The organism is Arcticibacter sp. MXS-1 (genome assembly GCF_041902385.1).
GTDB lineage: Bacteria > Bacteroidota > Bacteroidia > Sphingobacteriales > Sphingobacteriaceae > Arcticibacter.
Map to the genome: position 1 here is coordinate 1,046,668 of NZ_CP169244.1, position 23,714 is coordinate 1,070,381.

General features: G+C 47.7%; 13 protein-coding genes. 3 read left to right on the forward strand and 10 right to left on the reverse strand.

Going from position 1 to position 23,714, the window contains the following annotated elements:
* Nucleotides 1–29: 29 nt before the first annotated feature.
* The 3 genes from ACES2C_RS04340 to ACES2C_RS04350 are packed head-to-tail and all read right to left on the reverse strand — an operon-like array spanning nt 30 to nt 7,622.
* A complete protein-coding gene (locus ACES2C_RS04340) occupies nt 30–1,622 on the reverse strand; it encodes a RagB/SusD family nutrient uptake outer membrane protein (protein WP_374165779.1) in 1,593 nt (530 codons plus the stop codon).
* 18 nt (nt 1,623–1,640) lie between these two features.
* On the reverse strand, nt 1,641–4,742 hold the full coding sequence (locus ACES2C_RS04345; RefSeq protein WP_374165780.1) for a SusC/RagA family TonB-linked outer membrane protein: 3,102 nt from the start codon (nt 4,740–4,742) through the stop codon (nt 1,641–1,643).
* A gap of 33 nt (nt 4,743–4,775) precedes the next feature.
* Entirely contained in the window at nt 4,776–7,622 is a 2,847-nt protein-coding gene (locus ACES2C_RS04350; protein ID WP_374165781.1) for a TIM-barrel domain-containing protein, read from the reverse strand.
* A 296-nt stretch (nt 7,623–7,918) separates the two neighbouring features.
* On the opposite strand from ACES2C_RS04350, the gene ACES2C_RS04355 reads away from it, so the two are divergent.
* On the forward strand, nt 7,919–8,467 hold the full coding sequence (locus ACES2C_RS04355) for an ORF6N domain-containing protein (RefSeq protein WP_374165782.1): 549 nt from the start codon (nt 7,919–7,921) through the stop codon (nt 8,465–8,467).
* 64 nt (nt 8,468–8,531) lie between these two features.
* On the opposite strand, the gene ACES2C_RS04360 is transcribed toward ACES2C_RS04355, so the two are convergent.
* The 5 genes from ACES2C_RS04360 to ACES2C_RS04380 form a co-directional block, all read right to left on the reverse strand.
* Nucleotides 8,532–12,656, reverse strand: coding sequence for a two-component regulator propeller domain-containing protein (locus tag ACES2C_RS04360; RefSeq protein WP_374165783.1), 4,125 nt, complete (start codon nt 12,654–12,656; stop codon nt 8,532–8,534).
* Nucleotides 12,657–13,061: 405 nt separating this feature from the next.
* The gene (locus ACES2C_RS04365; RefSeq protein WP_374165784.1) at nt 13,062–14,045 is read right to left on the reverse strand and encodes a hypothetical protein; all 984 of its coding nucleotides are present in this window, start codon (nt 14,043–14,045) and stop codon (nt 13,062–13,064) included.
* Nucleotides 14,046–14,829: 784 nt separating this feature from the next.
* A complete protein-coding gene (locus tag ACES2C_RS04370) occupies nt 14,830–16,452 on the reverse strand; it encodes an NADP-dependent glyceraldehyde-3-phosphate dehydrogenase (protein ID WP_374165785.1) in 1,623 nt (540 codons plus the stop codon).
* Between the two features lie 15 nt (nt 16,453–16,467).
* The gene (locus ACES2C_RS04375; protein WP_374165786.1) at nt 16,468–17,823 is read right to left on the reverse strand and encodes an MFS transporter; all 1,356 of its coding nucleotides are present in this window, start codon (nt 17,821–17,823) and stop codon (nt 16,468–16,470) included.
* 25 nt (nt 17,824–17,848) lie between these two features.
* Nucleotides 17,849–18,511 carry a bifunctional 4-hydroxy-2-oxoglutarate aldolase/2-dehydro-3-deoxy-phosphogluconate aldolase gene (locus ACES2C_RS04380; RefSeq protein ID WP_374165787.1) on the reverse strand — a complete coding sequence of 221 codons (663 nt, stop codon included), beginning with the start codon at nt 18,509–18,511 and terminating at the stop codon, nt 17,849–17,851.
* Nucleotides 18,512–18,832: 321 nt separating this feature from the next.
* On the opposite strand from ACES2C_RS04380, the gene ACES2C_RS04385 reads away from it, so the two are divergent.
* Nucleotides 18,833–19,858 carry a PfkB family carbohydrate kinase gene (locus ACES2C_RS04385; protein WP_374165788.1) on the forward strand — a complete coding sequence of 342 codons (1,026 nt, stop codon included), beginning with the start codon at nt 18,833–18,835 and terminating at the stop codon, nt 19,856–19,858.
* A 121-nt stretch (nt 19,859–19,979) separates the two neighbouring features.
* Nucleotides 19,980–20,426, forward strand: a complete 447-nt coding sequence (locus ACES2C_RS04390) for a YhcH/YjgK/YiaL family protein (RefSeq protein WP_374165789.1) — start codon at nt 19,980–19,982, stop codon at nt 20,424–20,426.
* Nucleotides 20,427–20,704: 278 nt separating this feature from the next.
* Here the strand turns inward: ACES2C_RS04390 and ACES2C_RS04395 are convergent, their stop codons facing one another.
* Together ACES2C_RS04395 and ACES2C_RS04400 are read right to left on the reverse strand one after the other, a co-directional pair.
* Nucleotides 20,705–22,192, reverse strand: a complete 1,488-nt coding sequence (locus ACES2C_RS04395) for a UxaA family hydrolase (protein WP_374165790.1) — start codon at nt 22,190–22,192, stop codon at nt 20,705–20,707.
* A gap of 60 nt (nt 22,193–22,252) precedes the next feature.
* Entirely contained in the window at nt 22,253–23,698 is a 1,446-nt protein-coding gene (locus ACES2C_RS04400; protein ID WP_374165791.1) for a tagaturonate reductase, read from the reverse strand.
* Nucleotides 23,699–23,714 lie beyond the last annotated feature (16 nt).

A 23,714-nucleotide genomic window follows, 5' to 3' on the forward strand; every position in this document is an offset into this window, starting at 1 on the left:
TGTTATTTTTTAAATACAACCTTTCATTCTTACCAACCTGCATTTTGCTTCAGCACATTACCCGACAGCGTAATCTGGGAATAAGGGATCTGCTGCAAGCCTTTCGTTTCGATGATCTTCGAGGCAGAGATCGTCTTGGGCGTACTGACACCACCATTGAGGACGGTGGTGGACTCTGCAATTTCTGCGGCGGCTTTATTGACGCCCTGTCTCAGAAGATCCCAATAGCGGATCCCTTCAAAAGCAAACTCCAATTGCCGCTCCTTCATAATATTATCCTTACTGATCTGAAGAGGAGTGAACTTATCTTTATAGGCCCGCTCACGCACCTGATTGAAATATGCCTGGGCATTAGGACTGCCAAGTTCAGCTGCCATCAGCAATACATCGGCGTACCTGACTGATACATAGTCCTGATACTGTCCCCTTTGAAAATCAGCATTCTTATACAGTGCTTCCGGCAAGGGGACCCCATTCTTGTCCACCATTGGCGTGTACTTTTTCAAATAATAGCCAGTGTATTCCCGCTGGTCCTTCTGATTGGTAAAGGCCACCTTCTCTTCCTTAACCGCAATAACTGAAGCCACTTTCCTGGTGTCGTTATTGCTGAATGCGTTCCATATCTTCGGATTGACAGTGCCGCCACCCCATCCATTGCCATACGGGTAGCTCCATTGCGCTCTCAGACCCAGCATCACCATCCAGTGATTTCCATCCAGATTTCCATCATAGTCGCTGGTGGCTGAGTACTTAATAGCAAATACAGTCTCCTTATTATCTTCCTGCGCATAGCGGTCAAGGGAAGCTGCAGGCCATAGGTTCTTAAACGAATCAACAAGTGCATGACCACTCTTGCTGATCACATTTTCGAGATAACCGAGGACCTGCGGGCCGGTTACTACTCCGTTCAGATCCGGCTTACCATAGTAACCGGTATAGTAAAGGTAAACTCTGGCGAGCAGGGATTCAGCCGCCCATTTAGTCACCCTGCCCCTTTCATCGGCCGGCTGAGCGCTATAGGCAACCTCGGGAAGGTTTTCTGCAGCGAACTTGAGATCTTCTGCAATCACCTTGTACACCTCATCAGGGCTCGCCTGAGGAAAATTTTCACGGGATGGTTCAGTGAGCAGCGGAATATTACCCCATAATCTCACCATATCAAAATAGATGAATGCTCTGATAAAACGTGCCTCAGACTCATACGTCTTCCGCAACTGCTCATTTCCGCCCCAGTTGATCTGATTCATCTTCGAGATCAGCACATTGCACCTGTACAAAGCCTGGTAACTTAGCTCCCAGGTTCTGCCAAATATGTTCTGGTCCGACGGAGACCTAAGCTTGTCAAATTCGTCGAGCATCTGGTATCCCAGGCCGTCGGAGTTACCCGTACCTCCGAAGCAGTTGTCAGACATTACTTCGGCGGCCACGGGCAGCGCCACGCCGTCTGACCATATCACCTGTAACCCGTCGTAACATCCTACCAGCGCTTTGTAAGCGTCCTGCGGGGTTTTATAAAAGTTTTCATCGTTCGCCTGAGTCAGAGGCTGCGTATCAAGGAAGTCCTTGCAAGACCCGGTACTCAGGAGCAGCAGTACCGGGATCAGTATTCTTAAAGTCTTCATAAAATCAATCTCTTTAAATTAGAATCGAATGCTGGTTCCAAACAAGAAGGTGCGCGGCCTTGGATAATAGCCCAGGTCGATACCAGAAGCAAAACTGGCCGTACCATAACCGATTTCAGGATCCATACCGGTGTAACTAGTGAACGTATACAGGTTCACGGCAGACGCAAATAGCCTCACCTGCTTTAAGTAGCTCTTTTTGATAATCTTGGCAAAATCATATCCGATGGTCACGTTGCTGACCCTCAGGAAATCGCCCTTGTGGACATAGAGGTCTGAGAAATTGATCCAGTTCCTGGCATCCTCCGTTACCCTGGGGATACTGTTTGAAGAACCCGGCCCATGCCAGCGGCCAAGGATCTCGTTCGAGTAATTGGAATACATATTGGAATGATTCCTCCAGGACTGTACAATCTCGTTTCCTGCTACCCCGGAGGCCTGCAAAGAAAAGTCGAACCCTTTGTAGGCTGCGGATAGATTGATGCCGAACGTATAGTCAGGATTCGGATTGCCGATCATCGTCCGATCCATATCGTCTATCGCGCCATCGTCATTGAGATCCTGATAGCGTACATCACCAGCCTGCGCGGTCGGTTGGATCAGCCTTCCATTAGAGGCCTTATACTCCTTCGCTTCCGCATCCGACTGGAATATCCCTGCCGTCTTCAGCCCCCAGAAATACCCGATGGGGAATCCGTTCTGGGCGCGATAAAACTCCAGTGAGTTGTTATACAGGAGGTTGTTTTCACCATGAATAATCCCGTCCTTATTGGGTATCCGGCCAACCTTGTTTTTATTATACGATCCGTTCAGGCCAATGGTGTAGCTCAAATCGCCGGCCGTATTCCGATAAGATAAAGCCAGTTCTACTCCGCGGTTCTGAACATCACCGCCGTTGATGAATGGTGCTCTTGCCCCGGCAGTTGAAACGATGGGAGCTTCAATGAGCCAGTCCTTGGTGGTTTTGTCGTACCAGTCGAAATTGACGTTGAACTTACTGTTGAAGAGAGTGGCATCAAAGCCGAGGTTAGTCTGTTCAGAAGTCTCCCACTTGACCTGCGGGTTGGAAAGACGGCTTGGGTAGGCGCCAGGCGTAAGCCTGGTCTCGCTCGAACCAAAGACATAGTTGGTGGTAGTATAGGTAATGGGGGCCAGGTACTGGTAGGGATCTACGTTCTGGTTACCCACTTGTCCCCAGCTGGCCCTCACTTTCAGGTAGGGAAGCCAGGTATGAGTGTTCTCCATAAACTTCTCGTTCGTGACCACCCACCCTGCAGAAACGGAAGGAAAATAACCCCAGCGATTACCCGGTCCAAAACGCGATGAGCCATCAGCCCTGAACGTTGCGTTGATGAGGTAGGTTTCCTTGAAGTTATAGTTTAACCTTCCGAAGTAGGATAGGCGCCTGTCAGGATTAATCGTACCGCCACCCAGACTCATGTTAGCGCCATCCGTATTAGTGGCATTCGAAAGCCAGGCGTACTTCAGAGAACTAAAGAACAGATCGGTATTACTCCCGAATAGATTAGAACCGTTGTACTCATAAGATGACGATCCTCCAAGGACCTCAAAATGGTGCCGGTCTGAGACATTGAACTTATAGCTCAGCGTATTATCCCATAGAAAAGACCGGGTCTTATCCATCGACTGGTTTGCGCTGGTCGTGCGGTTGTAGGCGTAGAGCGAGAGCTGATATAACGGAGAATAGGAACGGCTCTCATATACCGAGTAGTCCATGCCCAGGCTCGAACGGAACGCAAGTCCTTTGAACGGTTCCACTACTACATAGACATCGCCTAACACCCGTTGTCGGTTCCTGCGGTTCTGGTTACCATAGACCATCTGAGCGTACGGGTTTGCCTCGCCGTTGTACCAGGTGGAATTGGTGTTATCGTAAAAGTTGCCGTTCTCATCATACATCTGAAGAAAAGGGCTGGTATTAAAAGCGTTCCGGAGCGTATTATTATACTGATTCCCAACGGCAATCCCATTATTCTTGATGTAGGCGAACGTAAGGTGCTCGCCAAACTTCACGATATCATTAAGGAAGCTGTGTTCTGAGTTAATTCTGTAATTATATCGCTGATAGTTGGAATAGTCCTTCCCTCCAACAATTCCCGCCTGGGATGTGTAGGACAGTGAAGAAGAGAACGTTGATGACTTAGACGAGCCCTGCATACCCAGCGAGTAATTGTGGGTGGGCGCGTCTGTAAACATTTCGTTCATCCAGTTTGTGCCTTCTCCCATCTGCGCAATCTGATCGTTTGTAAAAATGGGTTGCTTACCGGAATTGATAGCGGCTTCATTCATAATAGAGGCGTACTCCCTCGAATTGAGCAGGTCGGCCTTCCTTGCCACTTCCTGGGTTCCCGTGTAAGAATCAAACGTCAGCTGATTAGCCTGTCCCGCCTTGCCCTGCCTCGTGGTAACCAGCACTACGCCGTTAGCAGCCTGAGAACCGTAGATGGCGGCAGAAGCAGCATCCTTCAGAATGTCAATAGACTCTATGTCGGCAGGATTGAGATAGGAAATGTCGCCTGTTTGAACCCCGTCTACAATATAAAGAGGGCTGGCGTTACCAATGGTACCGAGGCCGCGGATCACCACGCGCATTCCCTCACCCGGCTGCCCGGAAGTAGAGCTGATCTGCACACCCGGTGTTTGCCCTTGCAACGCCTGCAAGGCATTCAGGCTGCTTTGCTTTTGAAGGTCTTCACCCTTAACCTGAACCGTTGCTCCGGTTACCAGCTTCTTCCGCTGTACACCGTATCCAACCACCACCACCTCATCCAGCGCCTTGACGTCGTCGCGCAGGGCGACATTGATCACGTTCGACTGTCCCACCGTTATAGTCTGGGGCTGGAAGCCTACGGAAGTAAATTCAAGAACGTCACCCGAACTTACCTTAAGACTGAAGGTCCCGTTTGCGTCTGTACTGGTACCTCCAGTCTTCCCCTTAATTTTAACTGCCACTCCGGGAAGCGGCAGCTTGTCGCTTGCTCCTGTTACTTTACCCGTAACGGTTCTGTTTTGCGCATAGCCGGAGATGCTATACAACATGATGGCAATAATGGTCCATAAGAGAACCCTTATTCTCCTTCTTGTAATTGTTCTTTCCATACATTTGGTTTTTTTGGTTGTTATTGAGTTTCGTTACATCCTGACCGATATTGAATTCCCGCTATAAGTTACTTTATGCTTACCCTGGGCATCCGGATTGAGTGCCGACGCTTTCCGCGGACTTACCTCCACCACACGGAAAGTCCTGGTCTTGAGCATACCCGGAAAACTCCCGTTGCGATTGCCGATCGTCAGCGTTCTGCTTTTTTCGTTATACCGGATAGGAATGGTGCTGTAAGTCCCCTTCTCATAGTTATAGTTCACGCCTTCATCCTCATAAAGGACGAAGGAGGCGTCTTTTCCGGTGTAGACGTACAGGGTGATAAGATCAGGCTGTTTTTCTGAGGTGTACTGAAGATCAGGACCGAAAGGCAGGATGGATCCTTCCTTCACAAATACAGGCATCCTCTCATAGCCTGCACTCGCAGTGATCCTCTTTCCGCCTGAGCTATATTTGCCCGTGTACAGATCGTACCAGCCCGAACCAGCAGGAAGGTAAACACTTCTCTCCCGGGCTTTGTATTCGTGCACCGGATTGATGAGAAGAGATGGCCCGAACATGTACTGGTCGTCAATATCCGACACCTTCTGATCCTTTGTAAAGTCCATTATCAGTCCTCTCATGATCGTGTAGTTCTCATGGTACGCTTTGCCGGCGAGTGAATATACATAAGGCAGGAGCCGGTAGCGAAGCTTATTGTAGTAGAGCATACTGGCGTAGGCAGGATGTCCCTCAGGCGCTATGTTGTAAATCTCGCGATAGGGGAACTGTCCGTGAACTCTGAAAATAGGAGTAAATGCCCCGAACTGATACCACCTTGTATTCATTTCTCTCCACTCGTCAAGGTCGGCACCCGTGGCTTTTTCAAATCGCCTTTCCACGGAGAAACCTCCAATGTCCATGGTCCAGTAAGGCAGACCTGATAACGAGAAGTTGATCCCTGCCGAAATCTGATCTCTCATGTCGTGCCATCTGGAGGAGATGTCGCCACTCCAGGTAGTAGCGCCGTACCTTTGCTGACCCCCATAAGCCGACCGGGTGAGAATAAACACGCGGTCTTTTGGATTCGCTGCTCTCTGCCCCTCATAGATTCCTTTGGCATTCTGCAAAGGAAAGGCATTAAAATACCTCGTACCTGAACCCGTAGAGGGACTAAAAAGGGTCTTCCTCGTTTCCACATCCAGATTGGAATGAATATCGGGTTCGGTAGCATCCAGCCACCACGCATCTACGCCCTTCTTATAGAGCTTATTGTTGATCAGCTTCCAGAACCCGGCCCGCGCATCCGCATTGAAGGGATCATAAAATGTGGATGAATATCCTTGTCCTATCCAGTCTCTCCTGGCATCCTCAATGTTTCTCCTGTAGAGCCAGCCGTTCTTGTCGAACTCTTTATAAGGCTCTGTGCCTTTGTAGAACTTTGGCCATACCGAGATCATAAAGCGGGTGTGGTACTTGTCGTGCAGGTCCGACAACATCTGCTCGGGGTTAGGGAATCGCTTTGATTCAAACTCCTGGCTTCCCCACTGATCTTCTGCCCAGTACGACCAGTCGAGCACAATATTATCAAGGGGGACCTTCTTGTCGCGGAATGTTTTAACAGTCGAAAGGATTCCCTCCTGAGTTTTGTATCGCTCCCGGCTCTGCCAGAAACCCAGTGCCCATTTCGGCACAATAGGCGCGCGGCCTGTCAGCTTACGGTACCCGCTGATCACCTCATCCAGATTGGCTCCGCTAATCAGGTAGTAGTCAATCTGGTCGCCCGCTTCAGACAGGAAGGCCATGCGGTTTTGCTCCGACTGAGGAATCGGACTCTGCCATTTTGCCGACAAGTACGACTCGCCGCCGTCAGGGATCCACTCAATTTTCAACTTATACCTTTTTCCTTTCTCCAGCCGCGGAGCAATCTCTATGGCTCCGGCGTTCCAGGGCTGACGCCATCTGTCGGCCTGCAGTTTCCCATCCAGCCATATTTTCAGATACCCTGCATACTTCAGTAAAAACGTATGAGAACCGGTATAAGGCGACTCAATCTCCCCTTCCCAGGTCACTTTGGCATCGTTCATTTTGATTGCCTCGGGGAAGTTCTTCTGGTCCTTCAGGAAGGCATAGTCGATATCAGATTCAGCTCTTACCACTGCGTTCCCACTATTCCCTTGCCTATTCGCATAGGTAGCCGTTAACCATCCCGCCTTTCCCTCTGCCGAATAGAGCTTCAAAGCCGATAAAGACTGGAACTCACGTACATCGCCTACTTTGGTAATGGAGTAGTTATCCCACAAAATACCGTAGTTCTTGCTTGAAATCATGAAGGGAACCGCAACGTCGGTATTATATTGAGATAGCACCACCTGGTGTCCCCGGTAATTCATCACCCCATTCTGATGCTGCCCTAGTCCGTAAAACGCTTCTCCCGGATCCACTTCAAAGCCTTGTTTAATCCGATAGAAGGCGTCACCGGAATAAGAGCCCGGAACAAAAGCCTCTGCCCCTCTCACTTCTTCCGACGTGATCACTTTACCATTCTGATCCTTGAAGGTAATAGCCCCTGTCTGGAGGCTAACGTTGGCATTAAGCGCCGCAGTGTGCAACTGTACGCTGTTCTGATCCTGTTTCATGCTCCACTTCCCCCCGCTCCTGAGAGAATCGGTGATCATTAAGCTCTTACGGGTCGCTTCAGCCTCAGGCAGCTTCGACGTCACTCTTATTATAAGATCCGAAATCACCTGTAACCGGACATCCTGCACGTTGCCTGATGCTTTGTTACGGATACTGACCAGTACCCCGTCATCCAGTTTCTGAACGGTTGAAGATTGAGCCATCGCCTCGCTATTCACGAGACACGACAAAAAGAAAACAACAATGAGTAATCTATGCATGGTTAGTTAATTATGCAGTTTAATTCCTCAGCAAGGCTGAAGGGCTGAGGTAAAACTACGGCTGATGGTCAAAAAGGAGGGGATGGAATTGTTTACAAATAGGGCCGCAAATGTTAACCAAGGGCGTAACAGTGGACTTGAAACAAGTAAAAAAGACACAAGACTATCCTCGTGGATGGGCTCCGGAGCCGGAAAGATGCTGTAATATCCCTTGTTACCCCCCCAGAATGCCACCTTGAACTAACCGCAAGGATGCTATAAAACTTATTTATCATAAAATGTAAGTATGTAACCAAATGGCTAACACAGACGATAAACTTACTCCAATACCTGATGAAATAATCATGAACCAGATCTATTATGTCAGAGGAGAAAAAGTAATAATAGATGCTGATCTGGCGGAATTATATCAGGTAGAAACCAAACAACTCAAAAGGCAGGTAAGGCGTAATGCTGACCGCTTTCCGGAAGACTTTATGTTCGAACTGAGCCAGGAAGAATATCGCTCTTTAAGGAGCCAAAATGGCACCTTAAAACAAGGAGCACATTCTAAGTACCTTCCAATGGCATTTACCGAGCAGGGCGTAGCCATGTTATCCAGTGTACGAAATAGTTCAAGAGCTATAAAAGTAAACATACAGATTATCCGGATCTTTACACGGATACGCCAAATGTTAACGGATAACACGGAGCTGCGTTTAGAAGTGGAAAAAATAAAGAAGAAGCTCGACAATCAGGATAAAAACATGGAAGTAGTCTTTCAGTACCTGGATGAACTGTTAGCGAAAAAGGAAGAAAAACCCAGGCCTCGTCAACCTATCGGATATAAACTGGGCAAGAGATAACTATACCCCGATCCACTCCTTCTTATACTCCGCCCCTCTCTTCCCAACTGATCACCGCACCTCATCAACCTTTCTTCGCCTCCCTGTCTTTCGAATGCCGTGCCCAGGAAGAAGGCAGCACGCCGAACTCTGCCTTGAAATACCGGGCAAAAGCCTTCGGGTTGTTAAAGCCGGTTTCGTAGGCGATCTCAGAAACAGTGCACTGCGACTTTTCAAGCAGCTGAGCCGCTCTTTTCAGGCGGATAGAACGGATGAACTCCACAGGAGTCTGACGCGTCAGCTGCAGCAGCTTCTTATAAAGGGCTACACGGCTCATTGCCATTTCCCGGCTAAGCTCCTCCACAGAGAACTCGGTATTCGGAATATTCTTCTCGATGATACCAAGAGCCTGCTTAATGAACTTTTCGTCCGCCGACTCTACTTCAACCTCGGAGGGCCTCGCCTCCACCTGCCTTTGGTAGGTCTTTCTCATCGACTCCTGCTGCTTGCAAAGGTTTCGGATCTTCGATATGAGGACTTCAAAGTTGAAGGGCTTGGTCATGTAATCACTTGCCCCCGTTTCAAGCCCACGCAACATCAATTCTTCTCCCGTCATGGCCGTTAGTAAGATGACGGGGATATGGCTTGTACGTTTGTCGCCTCTGATCTTTACACATAGATCGATACCGTTCATTTCAGGCATACTGATATCCGACACAACCAGATCGGGCTGCTCCGAAAGCGTCTTGCTCCAGCCTGTCTTCCCGTTAGCGGCTTCCAGTACCTGATAGTGCTGCTTCAGATTATCTTTCAGGTAGAACCTGAAATCTTCATTGTCCTCAATCAGCAGGATCTTCCTCTTCTTCTGGTCGCCCTGACTCAGCTCAGTGCTCTCCGGCGTCCGCTCTGCTTCAGGAAAGCCGGCTTCTGCCACCTGATCAGATTGCAAGCGCATGTCTCCCCATACTAAGCCTGTCACGTTGAGCGGCAGTGTCACCACAAAGCAGCTTCCCTTATCAGGCTCACTCATCACCCGTATAGTCCCTCCATGCAGATTGACGAACTCCTTTGTAATGGCCAGCCCGATCCCGCTCCCCTGATTGACAATTGAGCCGGGCACATCACTTTGAAAAAATCGTTCAAAAATACTGTGCTGCTTCTCCTGTGGGATCCCAATCCCATTATCCTCGACCCGCATGACCAGATTGCCGGATTTCTCCTGCAGGTCGTCGAGCTGAACCGTCAGGGAAATAGTGCCTCCATCCGGAGTGAATTTAAATGCGTTCGACAGCAGATTAAACAAGATGCGCTCAATCTTGTCGTGGTCAAAAGAAGTTATTACAGAACTAAGGGGCGAAAAAAATGAAAAACAAATGCGCTTCTTCTCGGCCAGGTCTGTAAACGACTGGAAGCTATCCCTGATGAAGACGATCACGTCTCCCTCCTGTGGCTGAATCCGCAATTCATTCACCTCCATCTTCCGGAAGTCCATCAGCTGGTTCACCAGGTTTAACAAGCGGCGGGCGTTTCGCTGTATCAACTGAAGATGCTTCTCCTGCGCCGTGTCAGCCGGGTTCTTAAGTAAGGTTTCGAGAGGGCTAAGAATTAGCGACAAAGGTGTCCTGAACTCATGGCTCACATTGGTGAAGAACTTGATCTTCATCAGATCAAGCTGATGCATACGGCGTACCTCTTGTCGCTCCTGTTCAAGAGCAAACTGTTCGCGCAATTTGTCTATCCCCCTCTTTCTCAGATAAAACAGAAATGCCAGAACGAAAACAGCATAAAGGATATAGGCCATCGGGGTTCGCCAGAAGGGTGGCAGAATCGTGATCTTGATGGAAGCGCCCTCGTGATTCCAGACTCCGCTGTCGTTCGAGGCCTTCACTTTAAAGGTATATTCGCCGGGATCAAGGTTGGTGAAGGTGGCCTTGCGGTTGGTCGCATCAGAAGTGAGCCATTTCTTGTTAAAGCCCTCCAGTATGTACGAATATTTGTTTTTGGGGGCATTGGAAAAGTTAAGCGCAGCAAACTCAATCGAAAATACGTTTTGGTCATAGTTCAATTTCAGCTCGCGGCTCTCCGTAATGGAATTATTAAGGATGAGCCTGCCGCCAACTTTCTCGCCCGGCTTAACTGCCGCATTGAATAGCTCGAAACCAGTTAGTACAACCCTGGGAATATCGTTATTCACCTTAATGTCGCCCGGATTGAAGATATTGAAGCCGTTCGGCCCGCCGAAGATCAGCTCGCCCTTCCTGGTCTTTAAGGCGGCATTCTCATTAAACTGACGCCCCTGCAGGCCATCTGACTCATCGTAGTTGCGAAAACCAAACTTGAGATCAGTACCTCTTCCTGAAACGCTGACGTTAGACAAGCCGTTTGGCGTGCTCACCCAAATGTCCCCCCGCCTGTCTTCGAGAATGGTCAAAATCGTATTGGCCGGAAGGCCCTCAATTGCTCTAAGCACGCTGAAGCGCTGCGTCTTCGGATCGAAGATATTGAGACCATCCTGCGTACCGACCCAAACAAGCCCCCGGCTGTCTTCCAGCAGCGATATGATGAAGTCGTTGCTCAGGCTGGCCTCGTCGGTCTCAGAATGGCGGAAGTGCCTGAAGGTATTCGTTTTCCTTTGCCATACATCCAGGCCATTATCAGTACCGACCCAGACGTTGCCTCTCCGATCCTCTATAAGCGCCGAAATGTAATTCGACCGGATGGTATTGCCCTTGCCCGACCTGTATTTTCTGATCAGCTTTCTGTCTTGATCCAATATATTCAGACCACCCGCCAGTGTACCTACCCAGAGGCGCCTGTCAGAAGCTTCCATAATCTCCCATATCCGGTCGTCGGTCAGGGCAGCCGGATCGGCAGGATCTTTCTTATGATGGATAAACCGCTTTCCGTCGAACTGATCCAGCCCGCCGAAATAGGAGCCGATCCATACATGCTCCCGACTGTCTATACACAGGCTCACGATGACGTCATTGCTCAAACTGTTCGGATCTGCGGCATCATGGCGATAACGGGTAAACCGGTTGTTTTGTCGATTAAAATAGATCAGTCCTCCCCCGTTTGTCCCGATCCAGAGATTTCCCTTCCTGTCTTCAACAAAGCGGTTTACATCGTCGTAAGGGAGACTCCCTTGTTCGTTGGCAACGTGCCTGAACAAGGGAAACTTGATAATGCCGTCGTGGTAGTAACTGATACCCTTTTTGAATGTACCCACCCACATGATGCCGGTCCTGTCCTTATAGATAACCGACGCGGTATTTTGAGCGAGGCTCTTCCCGTCTGTCTCCCTGTTCAGCAGATAAAATACCCGATCTGATCCTTTCGACAGTACATTAATGCCGCCATGATCGGTACCGATCCAGATCCTGCCCTTGCTGTCCTGATTGACACAATAGATATTATTGGTATTCAGCCGGACTTCTGATCCAGACCTGGTGTACCAGCGTTTTACCTTCCCTTTGCTGTCGATCAGCCAAACGCCCTGAGGCCGGTCTGAAGAGTAAACCCACCCTTCGTTGTCGCTATCGACAAAAACCTGATAGAGGGCAGTTTCCGGAATATTAGTTGGACGAATACTCCACACCACCTTCTTTGATGTCTGGCTGAGCGTTTCCACCTTGCCTGTATTGTAAGCGATCCAAAGGCTGCCCTTACGATCCGGAAAGATGGAAGTAACCTGCGACCCGGCACTTGCCGCTTTTACCAGCAAAGCCCGCGTGTTCCCAGCCGGGTAGCGATAAAGCCCTGCTGTTGTCGCGATCCAGTAATTCCCCTTCCCTTCTTCACGAATGTCTATAATGCTTCCTCCGATGCCAATGCGCTTCAGAAAAACTGCGGGCTTTCGATCAAACGTCTCGCTGATGGGATCGTAAAAGACAAAGCCCATTCTGGTCTGTATCCAGAGTTTATTATCAGGTCCACTTCGGATATTCAGAATGTTATCGTCGTTGATCGAGGTGGAGTCCTTTAATACGTGCCGGAAGGTTTTAAAACTATAGCCGTCATAGCGGTTGAGGCCGGAAACCGTACCAAACCACATAAAGCCCCTTTCGTCCTGAAAAATACTGGTAACCTGATTATGGGACAGGCCCTGCGAGGTATTTAACTGAGAAAACTGATAAAGGGATGTCTGCGCCTTAAGAGCAGGAATAGAAAGGAAGGCATAACAAAGAAGGATATATATACGCTTCAGCATCGACCGGCTAGTTTCTCAAAGGCTCCCCAACAAAGAGCTGACACTAAAGTAGGTATATACTTCAGTAAAATCCAGAGGTTTAAGATTTTTGTGGATCATTGCTGCGCAGGAGATCTTTTGTCCGGATGCTGTACCGCTCATACGCGTCAGTTTTCCACATAGGCATCACAGAAGGCGCCTCCGTCCTTGATATTTTGCCGCTCAAACTATCCGCATACTCGGTCTTGCGCGCAAAATTTCAAAACTAATCTTATTGCCGGAGGCCCATACCTATCGGCTCCAGACTGTTCTGCAAAAACCCGCAGACATACAATCCTTAAAGGAGGCGCTTATTCCTTAAAAGCCGTTCGCCTGCTGTCGAGGTATTGTCCTTGTGGCTCCTCAGTATGTCTTGAGATAGGTTCTCTATTCCTTAAAAGACGTTCGCTTGCCTATCATATCCTTCCAGTCATCTTCTTTCGGCCACTTCCTTCCCCCGATGCCACTGTCTTCCGCTCGCCAGGAATCCCACTGTCGCCCCTGCCCGTTCAGCTTGTCTACTTTCTCGCGCATGGCAGCTCCTTTATAGCCGCCGAACAGGCCCGTCCGACTGTTGCGCGTGGCCTCAGGCAGCTCCTGGTAACGCTGCTTCCGGTAACCCGGCTCTGCTTCATCGACGGCCGGAAAAGCCGCGATAATATCGCAGGGCGAGAATTCCTTCGTATTCAGCGGCTCGTAGCTTTTGTCGAGCCGGTTATAGCTCAGGTAGTCAATTGAGGCCGAAAGCAGCAGCAAGGAGCCTTTTGGCCGGTCGTTATCAAACAGCAGCTCCTGAGCAGGAATTTGCTCGCCCCTGTCCATTACCGCCTCTTTCATGTCTACAAGCTCATAAAACTCCTCCCGGAAATTAAAAGCGATCAGCAAAAAGCGTATGCGGAAGCGTTTGGCCTCATAAAAGCGGTCGAGCAGTTCCCGGTCGAGGTTAATCTCCGGCAGCTCCACCTTCACCTGCCCCTCTTCTGTGAGCGAAACCTGCGGCTTCACCTGCAAAGAGGGAAAGAGCGGACTGGCAGCATTGAAGCTGAAGCCCTCCAGGAAGGACAGGTTGCCGTCGTGCAGATCGCGCTCGCCACGCTCCTTTGCACTGGCCCGTATGCTTGTGCAAACCGCCGAGGTGAGACGGTTCCCCATGCCTCCATCGTGCCGCGAGCGATGTAAGGGGTAAAAAGCTTCGCGGATCACGCGGGCAGCCGAGCTGGCCAGCCCGAACTCGCAGGCGCTGCGTATGCTGGCAGGAGTCTGCTTCTTCTTTTTGGGTTTGCTCTGTACCACGTTCATTCCCCGGTAGGTGCGGTACACCACCGATCCGGCACTTCCATGAATGCCGCCGTTTTTGTCAATAATTGCCATAAAATGATCTTTAAGTTTAAAGCAGTCGGCCATTATCGAACTCCAAAGGTCCCGGAATCAGCAAAATCAGATAATAAGGTCGCAAAGGCCTGTCCGCCTGGTTAATTCACTATAAATGTGAGGATAAAAAGAATAGGAATCAATAGGATTTCAGGCTGGACCTGATATCTTTGTTAAATTTATAAAGAGTCTGAATAAGCACTGTTACCCCACATTTCCTTTACAAAAGGTGGGGTGATCACGGCATATCCGCCCCAGAACAGCGGCCGGAAAGCTAAGCAGGGCATCACCAGGTTAAACCGCGATTAAGAACTGGTTAACTCCTCTGACGGCTTCCAGACGCCACTCAACTATCAGAGGGCAGGAATAGTACAAGTCCGTGTTCACGTCGCTTGTGTGGCGGGGAGGGCGCAAACGATTCACGAACTTCGAGGGAGGGAGAGTTTAGCAAGGCGCAACATGGGAGAGGTCCACTTTCTGTCCTGAAAAACAAATACACGGTCACAAAAAGCACTCATGAACGGCACGTACAAACGGAGGGCGAAGGGCTGCGATTGTTCTCCTTGGTCTCTGCACTTAGCGAACCACTCTCGTTGCCCCCTTTAAAAAAAAGCCATACGCTGAATAAAGACAAAGGTACTTCCAGGAAAAACCCTTCGTGGGCAGCATATGAAAGGGAGATGACACGCGGGAACTGAGCGGCCTTCAGAACCTGTAAAACCAGAAACAGGGATCAAAAAAAGCCCCCGCCGGTGGTTGGCGAGGGCTTTAGTATCTTCTATAACTAGAAAATATACTTTGTACTCAGGAAGTTAGAGGTGTGATCACTCACAATCTCGTTTAGCAACTTCTTGTTATTCTCGTTCAGCTTGGTAGCTACGAGTGAGCGGATGGAGAACGAGCGCAATGCGTCGTGAACTGATAATGTACCTTCAGCACTGTCTTTACGACCAGTGAAAGGGAACACGTCAGGACCACGCTGGCACTGTGCGTTAATATTTACGCGGCTCACCAGATTGACAAAGGGGTCAATCAGCGCTGAAATCTCGTTCGCATCGTTACTGAAAATGCTCACCTGCATTCCGTGCGGAGAATCAATCTGATACTGGATCGGTTCTTCGATCGATTCAAACGGAATTACCGGGATTACCGGACCGAATTGTTCCTCGCGGTACAACTTCATTTTCTCGTTAACCGGATAAACAACCGCAGGGTAGAAGAACGAAGCAACTGAGGTACCTCCATGCTCGTTCACTACTCTCGCTCCGTTAGCAATTGCGTCATCGATACATTCCTTGAGATAGGCTGGCTTTCCAGGTTCTGCGACCGGGGTAAGCTTCACGTCTTTATCCCATGGCATACCGCATTTCATTTTGGCAATCTCCTCGCTTAAAAGCTTCAGGAAGTCGTCAGCTACGTCTTTGTGAACGAAGATCATCTTGATGGCGGTACAACGCTGACCGTTGAACGAAAGCGCACCAAGGATACACTCGTTAACAGACAGTTTCAGGTCTGCGTTCTTCGTTACGATGGCTGCGTTCTTTGCATCCAGACTCAACACAGCACGAAGCCTGTTGATCTTTGGATGACGCTTTTTCAGGTCGTTCGCCACCTTACTCGATCCAATGAACGCAAGAACGTTCACTTTACCGGAGGCCATTAGTCCGGGTGTAACCACCGCACCACGACCGTAAATAGTATTTACTACTCCCTTAGGGAAGGACTCCTGAAAGGCTTTCAGCAAAGGATAGTGAAGTAAAGTACCATGCTTGGGTGGTTTGAATAGCAGGGTGTTCCCCATCAGGATGGCAGGGATAAGCGTAGTAAAGGTCTCATTCAATGGATAATTGAACGGCCCCATACAGAGTACGACTCCGATCGGCGAACGCCTGATCTGAGCAACTACTCCTTCTTCAATTTCAAAGCGGGATGAGCGCCTGTCGATGTCCTTCAGGGCATCAATGGTAGCGTTGATGTACTCAACGGTACGATCGAACTCTTTGGTGGAGTCGGCATGCGACTTTCCAATCTCCCACATAATAAGCTTAATGATGAGATCACGCTGTTCGCTCATTTTATAAATGAAGCGCTCCATGCATTTGATCCTGCCATCAATACTCATAGTTGGCCATTCGCCACGCCCGTTATCGTAGGCGGCAATAGCTGCATCAAGGGCTTCCATCGCCTCTTTTTCGGTACAGACGGGGTAGGTTCCTATCAGTTTCCGCTCGGGTCCGTTGGGACCGGGGATACAGACAGGAGAATAGACCTCTGTAACCGCGCCGTTCCACGGCTTCATCTCTCCATTAGAAAGGTATTCCCGCTGATGAAGCTCCGCAATGCGGAACTCATCAGGAATATCGACTTCTGATTGATAGAGTGATTCTAATTTTTGATCAAAACTCACGAATACAATATTTATTTATAGATCTGTTATCGGGCTGAATTTAGGCACAAATAGCTTCATTAATAACCAGGCGACAACATATGACATAGCACAGACCACAAACATGATCGTATATGCTGTTTGAGGGGTGCTCTGGTAAAAGTCGGTAAGACGACCGGCGAGCTGCTGAACCAAGACGCCACCTATACCTCCGGCCAGACCGCCGATGCCAGTAATTGAACCTACTGCCTTTTTAGGAAAGAGGTCAGAAACGGTGGTAAATAAGTTGGCAGACCATGCCTGGTGAGCCGCTGCTCCAACACAGATAACGGCTACTGCCAATGTAGAAGCCATGCTTCCGAACACTGCCGTGTCACCAAAGTACTGGGTAGACAACAAGACCAGCGGGAATAATGCGATGATAAACATGGCCGTCATTCTCGCTTTATATGCTTCCATACCCTTATTCATAAAGAACATTGGCACGCTTCCTCCGAAGATACTTCCAAAGATCGCGACACCGTATACGATGAAGGTTGGGAGCATGACTTCGTGACCGGTCATACCGAACTGTTTCTTGAGGTAGTCAGGAAGCCAGAACAAGAGGAACCACCAGATCCCGTCTGTAAGGAACTTTCCGAAGAAGAAAGACCAGGTTTGACGGTAGCCGAAGAGCTTGCCCCAGGAGATCTTTTCCTTTATTGCCACGTCTTCGGACGGAGCTACGTGCATGGCGATATCGTCACTGTGAATGTAATCATACTCTTCCTTTGTCAGCTTCTTGTGTTTAGAAGGAGATTCGTATAAAGCGAACCAGAAAATAAGCCACAAAAAGCCTACGGCGCCGGTAATGATAAATGCCATCTTCCAGCCCAGCTCTGCGCCGAAATACACCAGGCACCAGGGAACAAACAGTGAAGCAATCATTGCCCCAATATTGGAACCGCTGTTAAAAAGGCCTGTAGCCAGAGCTCTTTCTCTCTTCGGAAACCATTCAGCAACGGTCTTAATAGAGGCGGGAAAGTTTCCAGCTTCACCGATTCCAAATAAGCTTCTTACCACCACATGCATGGCAACCGTTCCGCCCACAAAAGCATTAAGGATACCGAAAAACGACCAGATGATCAATGAAAGAGCTAACCCTAACTTGGTACCGATCTTATCAATCACCCACCCGGCGACAATAGTTACGCCGGCATAGAACGCTGTAAAAAAAGAAGTTACATAGGCAAAATCAGTATTGGTCCAGCCAAATCCCCCTTCTGAAACTGGTGTTGAAAAGTACTCTTTCAGGTAACTGATTACCTGACGGTCCATGTAATTAATGGTGGTAGAAAAAAGTAGAAGAGTAGCAATAACCCATCTGTATTTCCCAATCTTAGTCTCTTTCATTTGATTTAAATTTATCGGTTGTAGGTTATTTCTTACAAGACTTTACTATTTCGATAGCCTGCTTGGTAAGAGCAATCAGTTCGTCATACTTCTTGTTCTCCATGATATCTTTAGTAACCAGCTTGCTGCCCATACCTACAGCGCAAACACCAGCCTTAAACCAGCCGGCAATGTTCTCTTTGTCAAGATCAACACCACCAGTAGGCATAAACAAAACGTTAGGGAACAGTTCTTTGATGGCAGAAAGGAATGAAGGGCCAAGGATGTTACCAGGGAATAATTTTACAAATTTAGCCCCCAGCTTTTCTGCTTTGATGATTTCAGTAGGAGTCATACAGCCCGGTACCCACAGCATGTTGTGCTTGTCTGCCACTTCTGCAGCGTCTTCTACCAGTCCGGGACTGATGATATAGTCGGCACCTGCATCGATGAAAGCCTGAGCGCTTGCAGCATCCTTAATGGTACCAACACCGAGGTACATACCCTTTAATTCAGTCTCGCAAAGCTGACGCATTGCTGCAAAATTCTTTAAAGCAGCTTCTCCGCGGTTCGTATACTCTACAGAGCGGATTCCTGCTTCATACAAAGCCCTTAAAAGGTCGAGGCTCACTTGAGTGTCCTTGTTAAAATACAATGGTAATATACCTTGCTCAGGTATAACTTTTAAAAGTTCTGATTTCTTATCCATATCGTGTTTAGTAAATTTTCGGAATTATAACGAGGGCTAATGTATAAAATTTATAGTAACTTTAACCGCAGATGACCAGGATCACATATTAAAAACTAGCCAAATAGTTGTCATTTTGGCAACCAAACAGAAAAAACATTGCAACTTTGATAAAATTACAATTCGATTGAAGTTTAATGTTTTAACCGCAAACGATTGCGTAAATTTTTTATGTAATATAGGTATAACGGCCTACTAACTGAGCAACTATAATGTACTTTTGGTAACTCTTATTCAAGTATAAATTAAAGTAAACCTTTTTATATATAAAGTAAAATAAATATGTCTAAAAAAGTTGTAACACTGGGAGAGATCATGATGCGTTTATCTACTCCTGGATTTGAGCGTTTTGTACAGAGTGACAGCTTCGATGTTACCTATGGAGGCGGTGAAGCAAACGTTGCAGTGGCAGTAAGCAATTATGGTCTGAACGGAGTTTTTGTTTCTAAGGTTCCTGACAATGCTCTTGGCCAGGCAGCTATTAACCACATCAGAAGATACGGCGTTGACACTCAGTTTGTAGCAAGAGGAGGAAAAAGATTAGGTATCTACTTCCTTGAAACCGGAGCTTCTATGCGTGCATCACAAGTTATCTACGACCGTGCTGACGCTTCAATCGCAGACGTAGACGTTTCTGAGTTTGACTTTGATAAGATCTTTGAAGGAGCTGACTGGTTCCATACTACTGGTATCACTCCTGCCCTTAGCGACAAGGCTGCTACTTTAACAGAAGCTGCTTTAAAGGCTGCAAAAGCTAAAGGTATCACAACAAGTATCGACCTGAACTACCGTAAAAAGCTTTGGAGCAAAGAAAAGGCAAGAGAAGTAATGAGCAACCTTTGCCAGTATGTAGATGTATGTATCGGAAATGAAGAAGATGCTGAAACTACATTAGGATTCAAGAGCGCTGGTACTGACATCACGAAGGGCGAGCTTAACCTTGCAGGATACAAGGATGTATTCCAGCAGATGAAAGAGAAATTCGGTTTCAAATACATTGCTTCTACTCTTCGCGAGAGCCACAGTGCATCTGACAATGGCTGGTCTGCCCTGGTTTACGATGGTAACGAATTCTATCAGACTAAGAAATACGAAGTTCGTATTGTTGACCGTGTTGGTAGCGGCGACTCATTTGCAAGTGGATTTATCTACGGCCTGGTTACAGGCATGCCAATGGGCGAAGCTGCAGAATTTGGCGTTGGTGCTTCTGCATTGAAGCATACAATCCCTGGCGACTTAAATCACGCTACACTTTCTGAAGTACAGACTCTGATCAAGGGTGATGCTTCAGGCAGGGTTCAGAGATAATAAAAGGCCCGCTGGGCATCAATCTAATACTAAATCCGCCCCCTGCCTCAAAGCAAAGGGCGGATTTCTTTTTTTAACTTACACGGAATTACTTATTTAATAAATTCATAACCTAAAAGCCATGATAATAGATTCACTGGAAAACGCTGAGAAGTACTTCAGCGTTCACAAGAGCTTCGTGAAAGCGTTTGAATACCTGAAAGGACAAGACTTAAATGCTCTTGAAGTTGGAAAGACAGTTATAGAAGAAGGCTCTCTTACTTCTGCAGTTTCAGCAAAAGAGGGTGTAGCTGTTGCAGATGCAAAGTTTGAAGCACACAATAATTTTATCGACATCCAGGTGTGTATTGCAGGAAAAGAGAAAATGGGATGGAGCACCAGAAGCGCGGTAAAGGACCCTGTTGCTGAGTACAACGCAGAGAAAGATGTAATCTTCTACAAGGACGAGCCCGGCATGTATTTTGAACTTCAGCCTGGTCAGTTCGCTATCTTCTTCCCTGAGGACGTACACGCTCCTATGATCGGAGAAGGCGTTATTAAGAAACTCGTTGTAAAAGTTAAGATCTAAGAGTTCCTCTGAGCTTGGAGAACATCTTTAAAATCTTACCTGAGCAGCGCCTTGAATGGTGATAAAGCCTGCTAAGGCCACTGAAAGAAAAACACTCACGAGCTGCGCCCTTAACGGGTGATTAAAGCTGGTTGAATGTTCTGATTAGTCTGGAAAGCAATGAACCTCCAAACAAAAAGAGGCTGTCTCATAAGTCGAAACAGCCTCTTTTTAGTTACCAATCTTTTAATAAAAAGCCTCAAATCTTGAAATGAATCGAGGCTTTTTGATGTATCAAATTATAGCGTTACACCAGTTTTGAAAATGGCGATCTCTCTGAAGCCATTCTTTTCGTGGTGAGCTTTTTCACCGCTTGCAACACGAACGATCTTATCTATGAACTCTTCCAGAGCTTCATCAAAGGTCTTATCCTCAGCTAATGGCCCGGCATTATAGTCGATCCAGTGTGCTTTCTTGTTAGCAAGCTCAGAGTTGGTAGCGATCTTCAATGTAGGAATAAAGCTGCCAAACGGAGTACCTCTGCCGGTGGTGAACAGCACGATATGACACCCGGAAGCACCCAGTGCTGTAGTGGCTACCAGGTCGTTTCCAGGAGCGCTCAGCAGGTTCAAACCTTTTTCTTTCAGTCGTTCACCGTACTTTAAGACGTCTACTACATTGGCTACGCCACCCTTCTGGGTACAGCCAAGCGACTTGTCTTCAAGAGTAGATATACCTCCCGCCTTGTTACCCGGAGAAGGATTCTCGTAAATAGGTTGTTTAAGGTCAATAAAGTACTGCTTGAAGTCGTTGATCAGGTGTACCGTCTTTTCGAACACCTCTTCAGTAACACACCTGTTCATCAGGATGGTTTCTGCCCCAAACATTTCAGGAACCTCAGTAAGAATAGTAGTACCTCCCTGACTGATCAGGAAATCGGAGAAATATCCTACAAGCGGATTGGCTGTAATACCGGAAAGCCCGTCAGATCCACCGCATTTCAGACCCACCTTTAACTCAGAAATAGGAATAGGCTCGCGTTTATCTTTGCGCACTTCTTCGTATATTTCCTTTAGCAGGGCTTTCGCATCTTCCACTTCATTCTGCGCGCTCTGGCTTGATAAGAACTTGATACGGCTCTTATCATAGTTACCTAAAGAAGCTTCGAACTCGTCGATCTTATTGTTCTCGCAGCCGAGACCCAATACCAACACACCACCTGCATTTGGGTGCAAAGCGATATCGCCAAGGATTGTACGTGTATTCTGGTGATCATCGCCTAGCTGAGAACATCCGTAGCTGTGCTTGAATACTTCGATCCCTTCAATATCATCGGGATTTTCTTCAGCCTTGAATTCACGAATGATCTGCTCCGCAATACCGTTCACGCAACCTACAGTAGGCACGATCCAGATTTCGTTACGGATACCCACTTCGCCATTTTTGCGTCTGTACCCGTTAAAAGTCAGATCGCGTTTAGGATGGGCCAGCTCGTGAAGTTCGGGCTCATATGAATAATCAAAAACATCTCCCAGCTTCGTCTTTACGTTCTGAACGTGTACGTGCTCTCCTGTTTTGATAGGAGCAATAGCCCGGCCGATGGGATAACCATATTTGACAATATCGGCACCATTTTCGATGTCGGCGATTGCTACCTTGTGACCGCGTTCAATATCATTCAGCAACTCAATGCTCTTCCCGTCTACCTCAATCACATCGCCCTTGGCAAAGTTCCTGAGCGCAATCACCACGTTATCGCGGGAATGAATTTTAATTAATTCTTTCATTATTATACTTGTTACCAGCAAGCGGAGTTTTTCATCTGCTTGCTGATAATTTACGAAAATTTATACTAATTCAAGCGCTTTTTGCATACCAAGCTGCTCAATATTGGCGAGATGTTTGGTTACTGCAGCGGTAAGACCTTCTACTTCGTTGAGGTCCATCTTCCAGTTCTTTTCGAAACCTAGAACTTCTCTTACAACGTCTTCCAGTGACTCTTCGGTGCCATTGTACTTAGCCCATGCTGATTTAAGACGAACCAAAACGGCAGCATCATCGTTCAGTGCAATCTCTTCTTCTCCACGCTTGCCTTTGTAGAAAGCAATAGTGGCAGCCAAAGAGAAGGAAAGTCTCTGAGGAATGCTTCCAAGACGTTTCTTGTACTCAAGGATAGAAGGCAATACGCGGGTCTCAAACTTAGGGAATGAGTTCAGCGCGATGCTCATCAGAAGGTGCTTGATATAAGGATTGCTGAATCTTACAATCACTTCGTTGGCAAACTTTTCAAGCTCGTCTTTGGGAAGGTCGAGAGTAGGAATGATCTCTTCGAAAATGGCATCCTTAATGAACTTGCCAACAACCGGATGTTCAACAGACTCACGCACAGTGTCAATGCCATAAAGGTAAGCAACAGGCACAAGCGCTGTGTGAGCACCATTGAGGATCTTTACTTTACGAGACTTGTAAGGAGTTACATCTTTCACATACAGGACATCAAGACCGATAGAAGGGAAAGGTAATTCTTTCTGCAGTTCTTCAGGTCCTTCGATCACCCATAAGTGGAAGTGCTCGCCTTCTACGATCTGCTTGTCTTCGTATCCAAGCTCCTCGGTGATCTCAGCAATTCTTTCTCTTGGATATCCAGGTACGATCCGGTCTACTAATGTATTGCTGAATGTACAAGCGGAAGTAAGCCATTGTGCAAAGCCTTGTTCAAGGTTCCACAGCTCAATGTATTTGAAGATGATCTTTTTGAGATTGTCGGCGTTCTTGTCAATCAGCTCGCAGGGAATAATATGAACTCCCTTAGACTGGTCGCCATTAAATGCTTTATACCGGTGATGCAACCACACAGTCAGCTTTGCCGGGAAGGAATTTGGAGGAGTGGCTGTAGGCAGGTCGTTTTCGTCATATGCAATGCCAGCTTCAGTAGTGTTGGAAATTACATATCGCATTTCAGGATTTTCTGCCGTCTGCAGGTAAGCCTGGAAGTTCTCATACGGATTGATTCCACGACTGATCACATCGATCGTTTCGTAGATGCTTTCTGCTTTACCATCTTTATAGCCGCGCAGATTGAGGGTGTAAAGACCGTCCTGCTCGTTCAGCATATTCACCATCCCTTTGTCAATCGGCTGAACTACCACTATTGACCCATTAAAATCCGCCTTCTTGTTCAATTCATGGAACATCCAGTCCACAAAACAACGAAGGAAGTTTCCTTCTCCAAACTGAAGTACTTTCTCAGGGCGTTCTTTGTATCCCTGAAACGTTTTTTTACTTAATTGCATACTCTTTAATGTTATG

Bases quoted from the DNA above. Each gene is read 5' to 3' on its own strand.
- ACES2C_RS04390 (WP_374165789.1), top strand. From the start codon at position 19,980: ATGATAATAGATTCACTGGAAAACGCTGAGAAGTACTTCAGCGTTCAC.
- ACES2C_RS04380 (WP_374165787.1), bottom strand. From the start codon at position 18,511: ATGGATAAGAAATCAGAACTTTTAAAAGTTATACCTGAGCAAGGTATA.
- ACES2C_RS04385 (WP_374165788.1), top strand. From the start codon at position 18,833: ATGTCTAAAAAAGTTGTAACACTGGGAGAGATCATGATGCGTTTATCT.
- ACES2C_RS04360 (WP_374165783.1), bottom strand. From the start codon at position 12,656: ATGCTGAAGCGTATATATATCCTTCTTTGTTATGCCTTCCTTTCTATT.
- ACES2C_RS04400 (WP_374165791.1), bottom strand. From the start codon at position 23,698: ATGCAATTAAGTAAAAAAACGTTTCAGGGATACAAAGAACGCCCTGAG.
- ACES2C_RS04350 (WP_374165781.1), bottom strand. From the start codon at position 7,622: ATGCATAGATTACTCATTGTTGTTTTCTTTTTGTCGTGTCTCGTGAAT.
- ACES2C_RS04345 (WP_374165780.1), bottom strand. From the start codon at position 4,742: ATGGAAAGAACAATTACAAGAAGGAGAATAAGGGTTCTCTTATGGACC.
- ACES2C_RS04375 (WP_374165786.1), bottom strand. From the start codon at position 17,823: ATGAAAGAGACTAAGATTGGGAAATACAGATGGGTTATTGCTACTCTT.
- ACES2C_RS04365 (WP_374165784.1), bottom strand. From the start codon at position 14,045: ATGGCAATTATTGACAAAAACGGCGGCATTCATGGAAGTGCCGGATCG.
- ACES2C_RS04340 (WP_374165779.1), bottom strand. From the start codon at position 1,622: ATGAAGACTTTAAGAATACTGATCCCGGTACTGCTGCTCCTGAGTACC.
- ACES2C_RS04395 (WP_374165790.1), bottom strand. From the start codon at position 22,192: ATGAAAGAATTAATTAAAATTCATTCCCGCGATAACGTGGTGATTGCG.
- ACES2C_RS04355 (WP_374165782.1), top strand. From the start codon at position 7,919: ATGGCTAACACAGACGATAAACTTACTCCAATACCTGATGAAATAATC.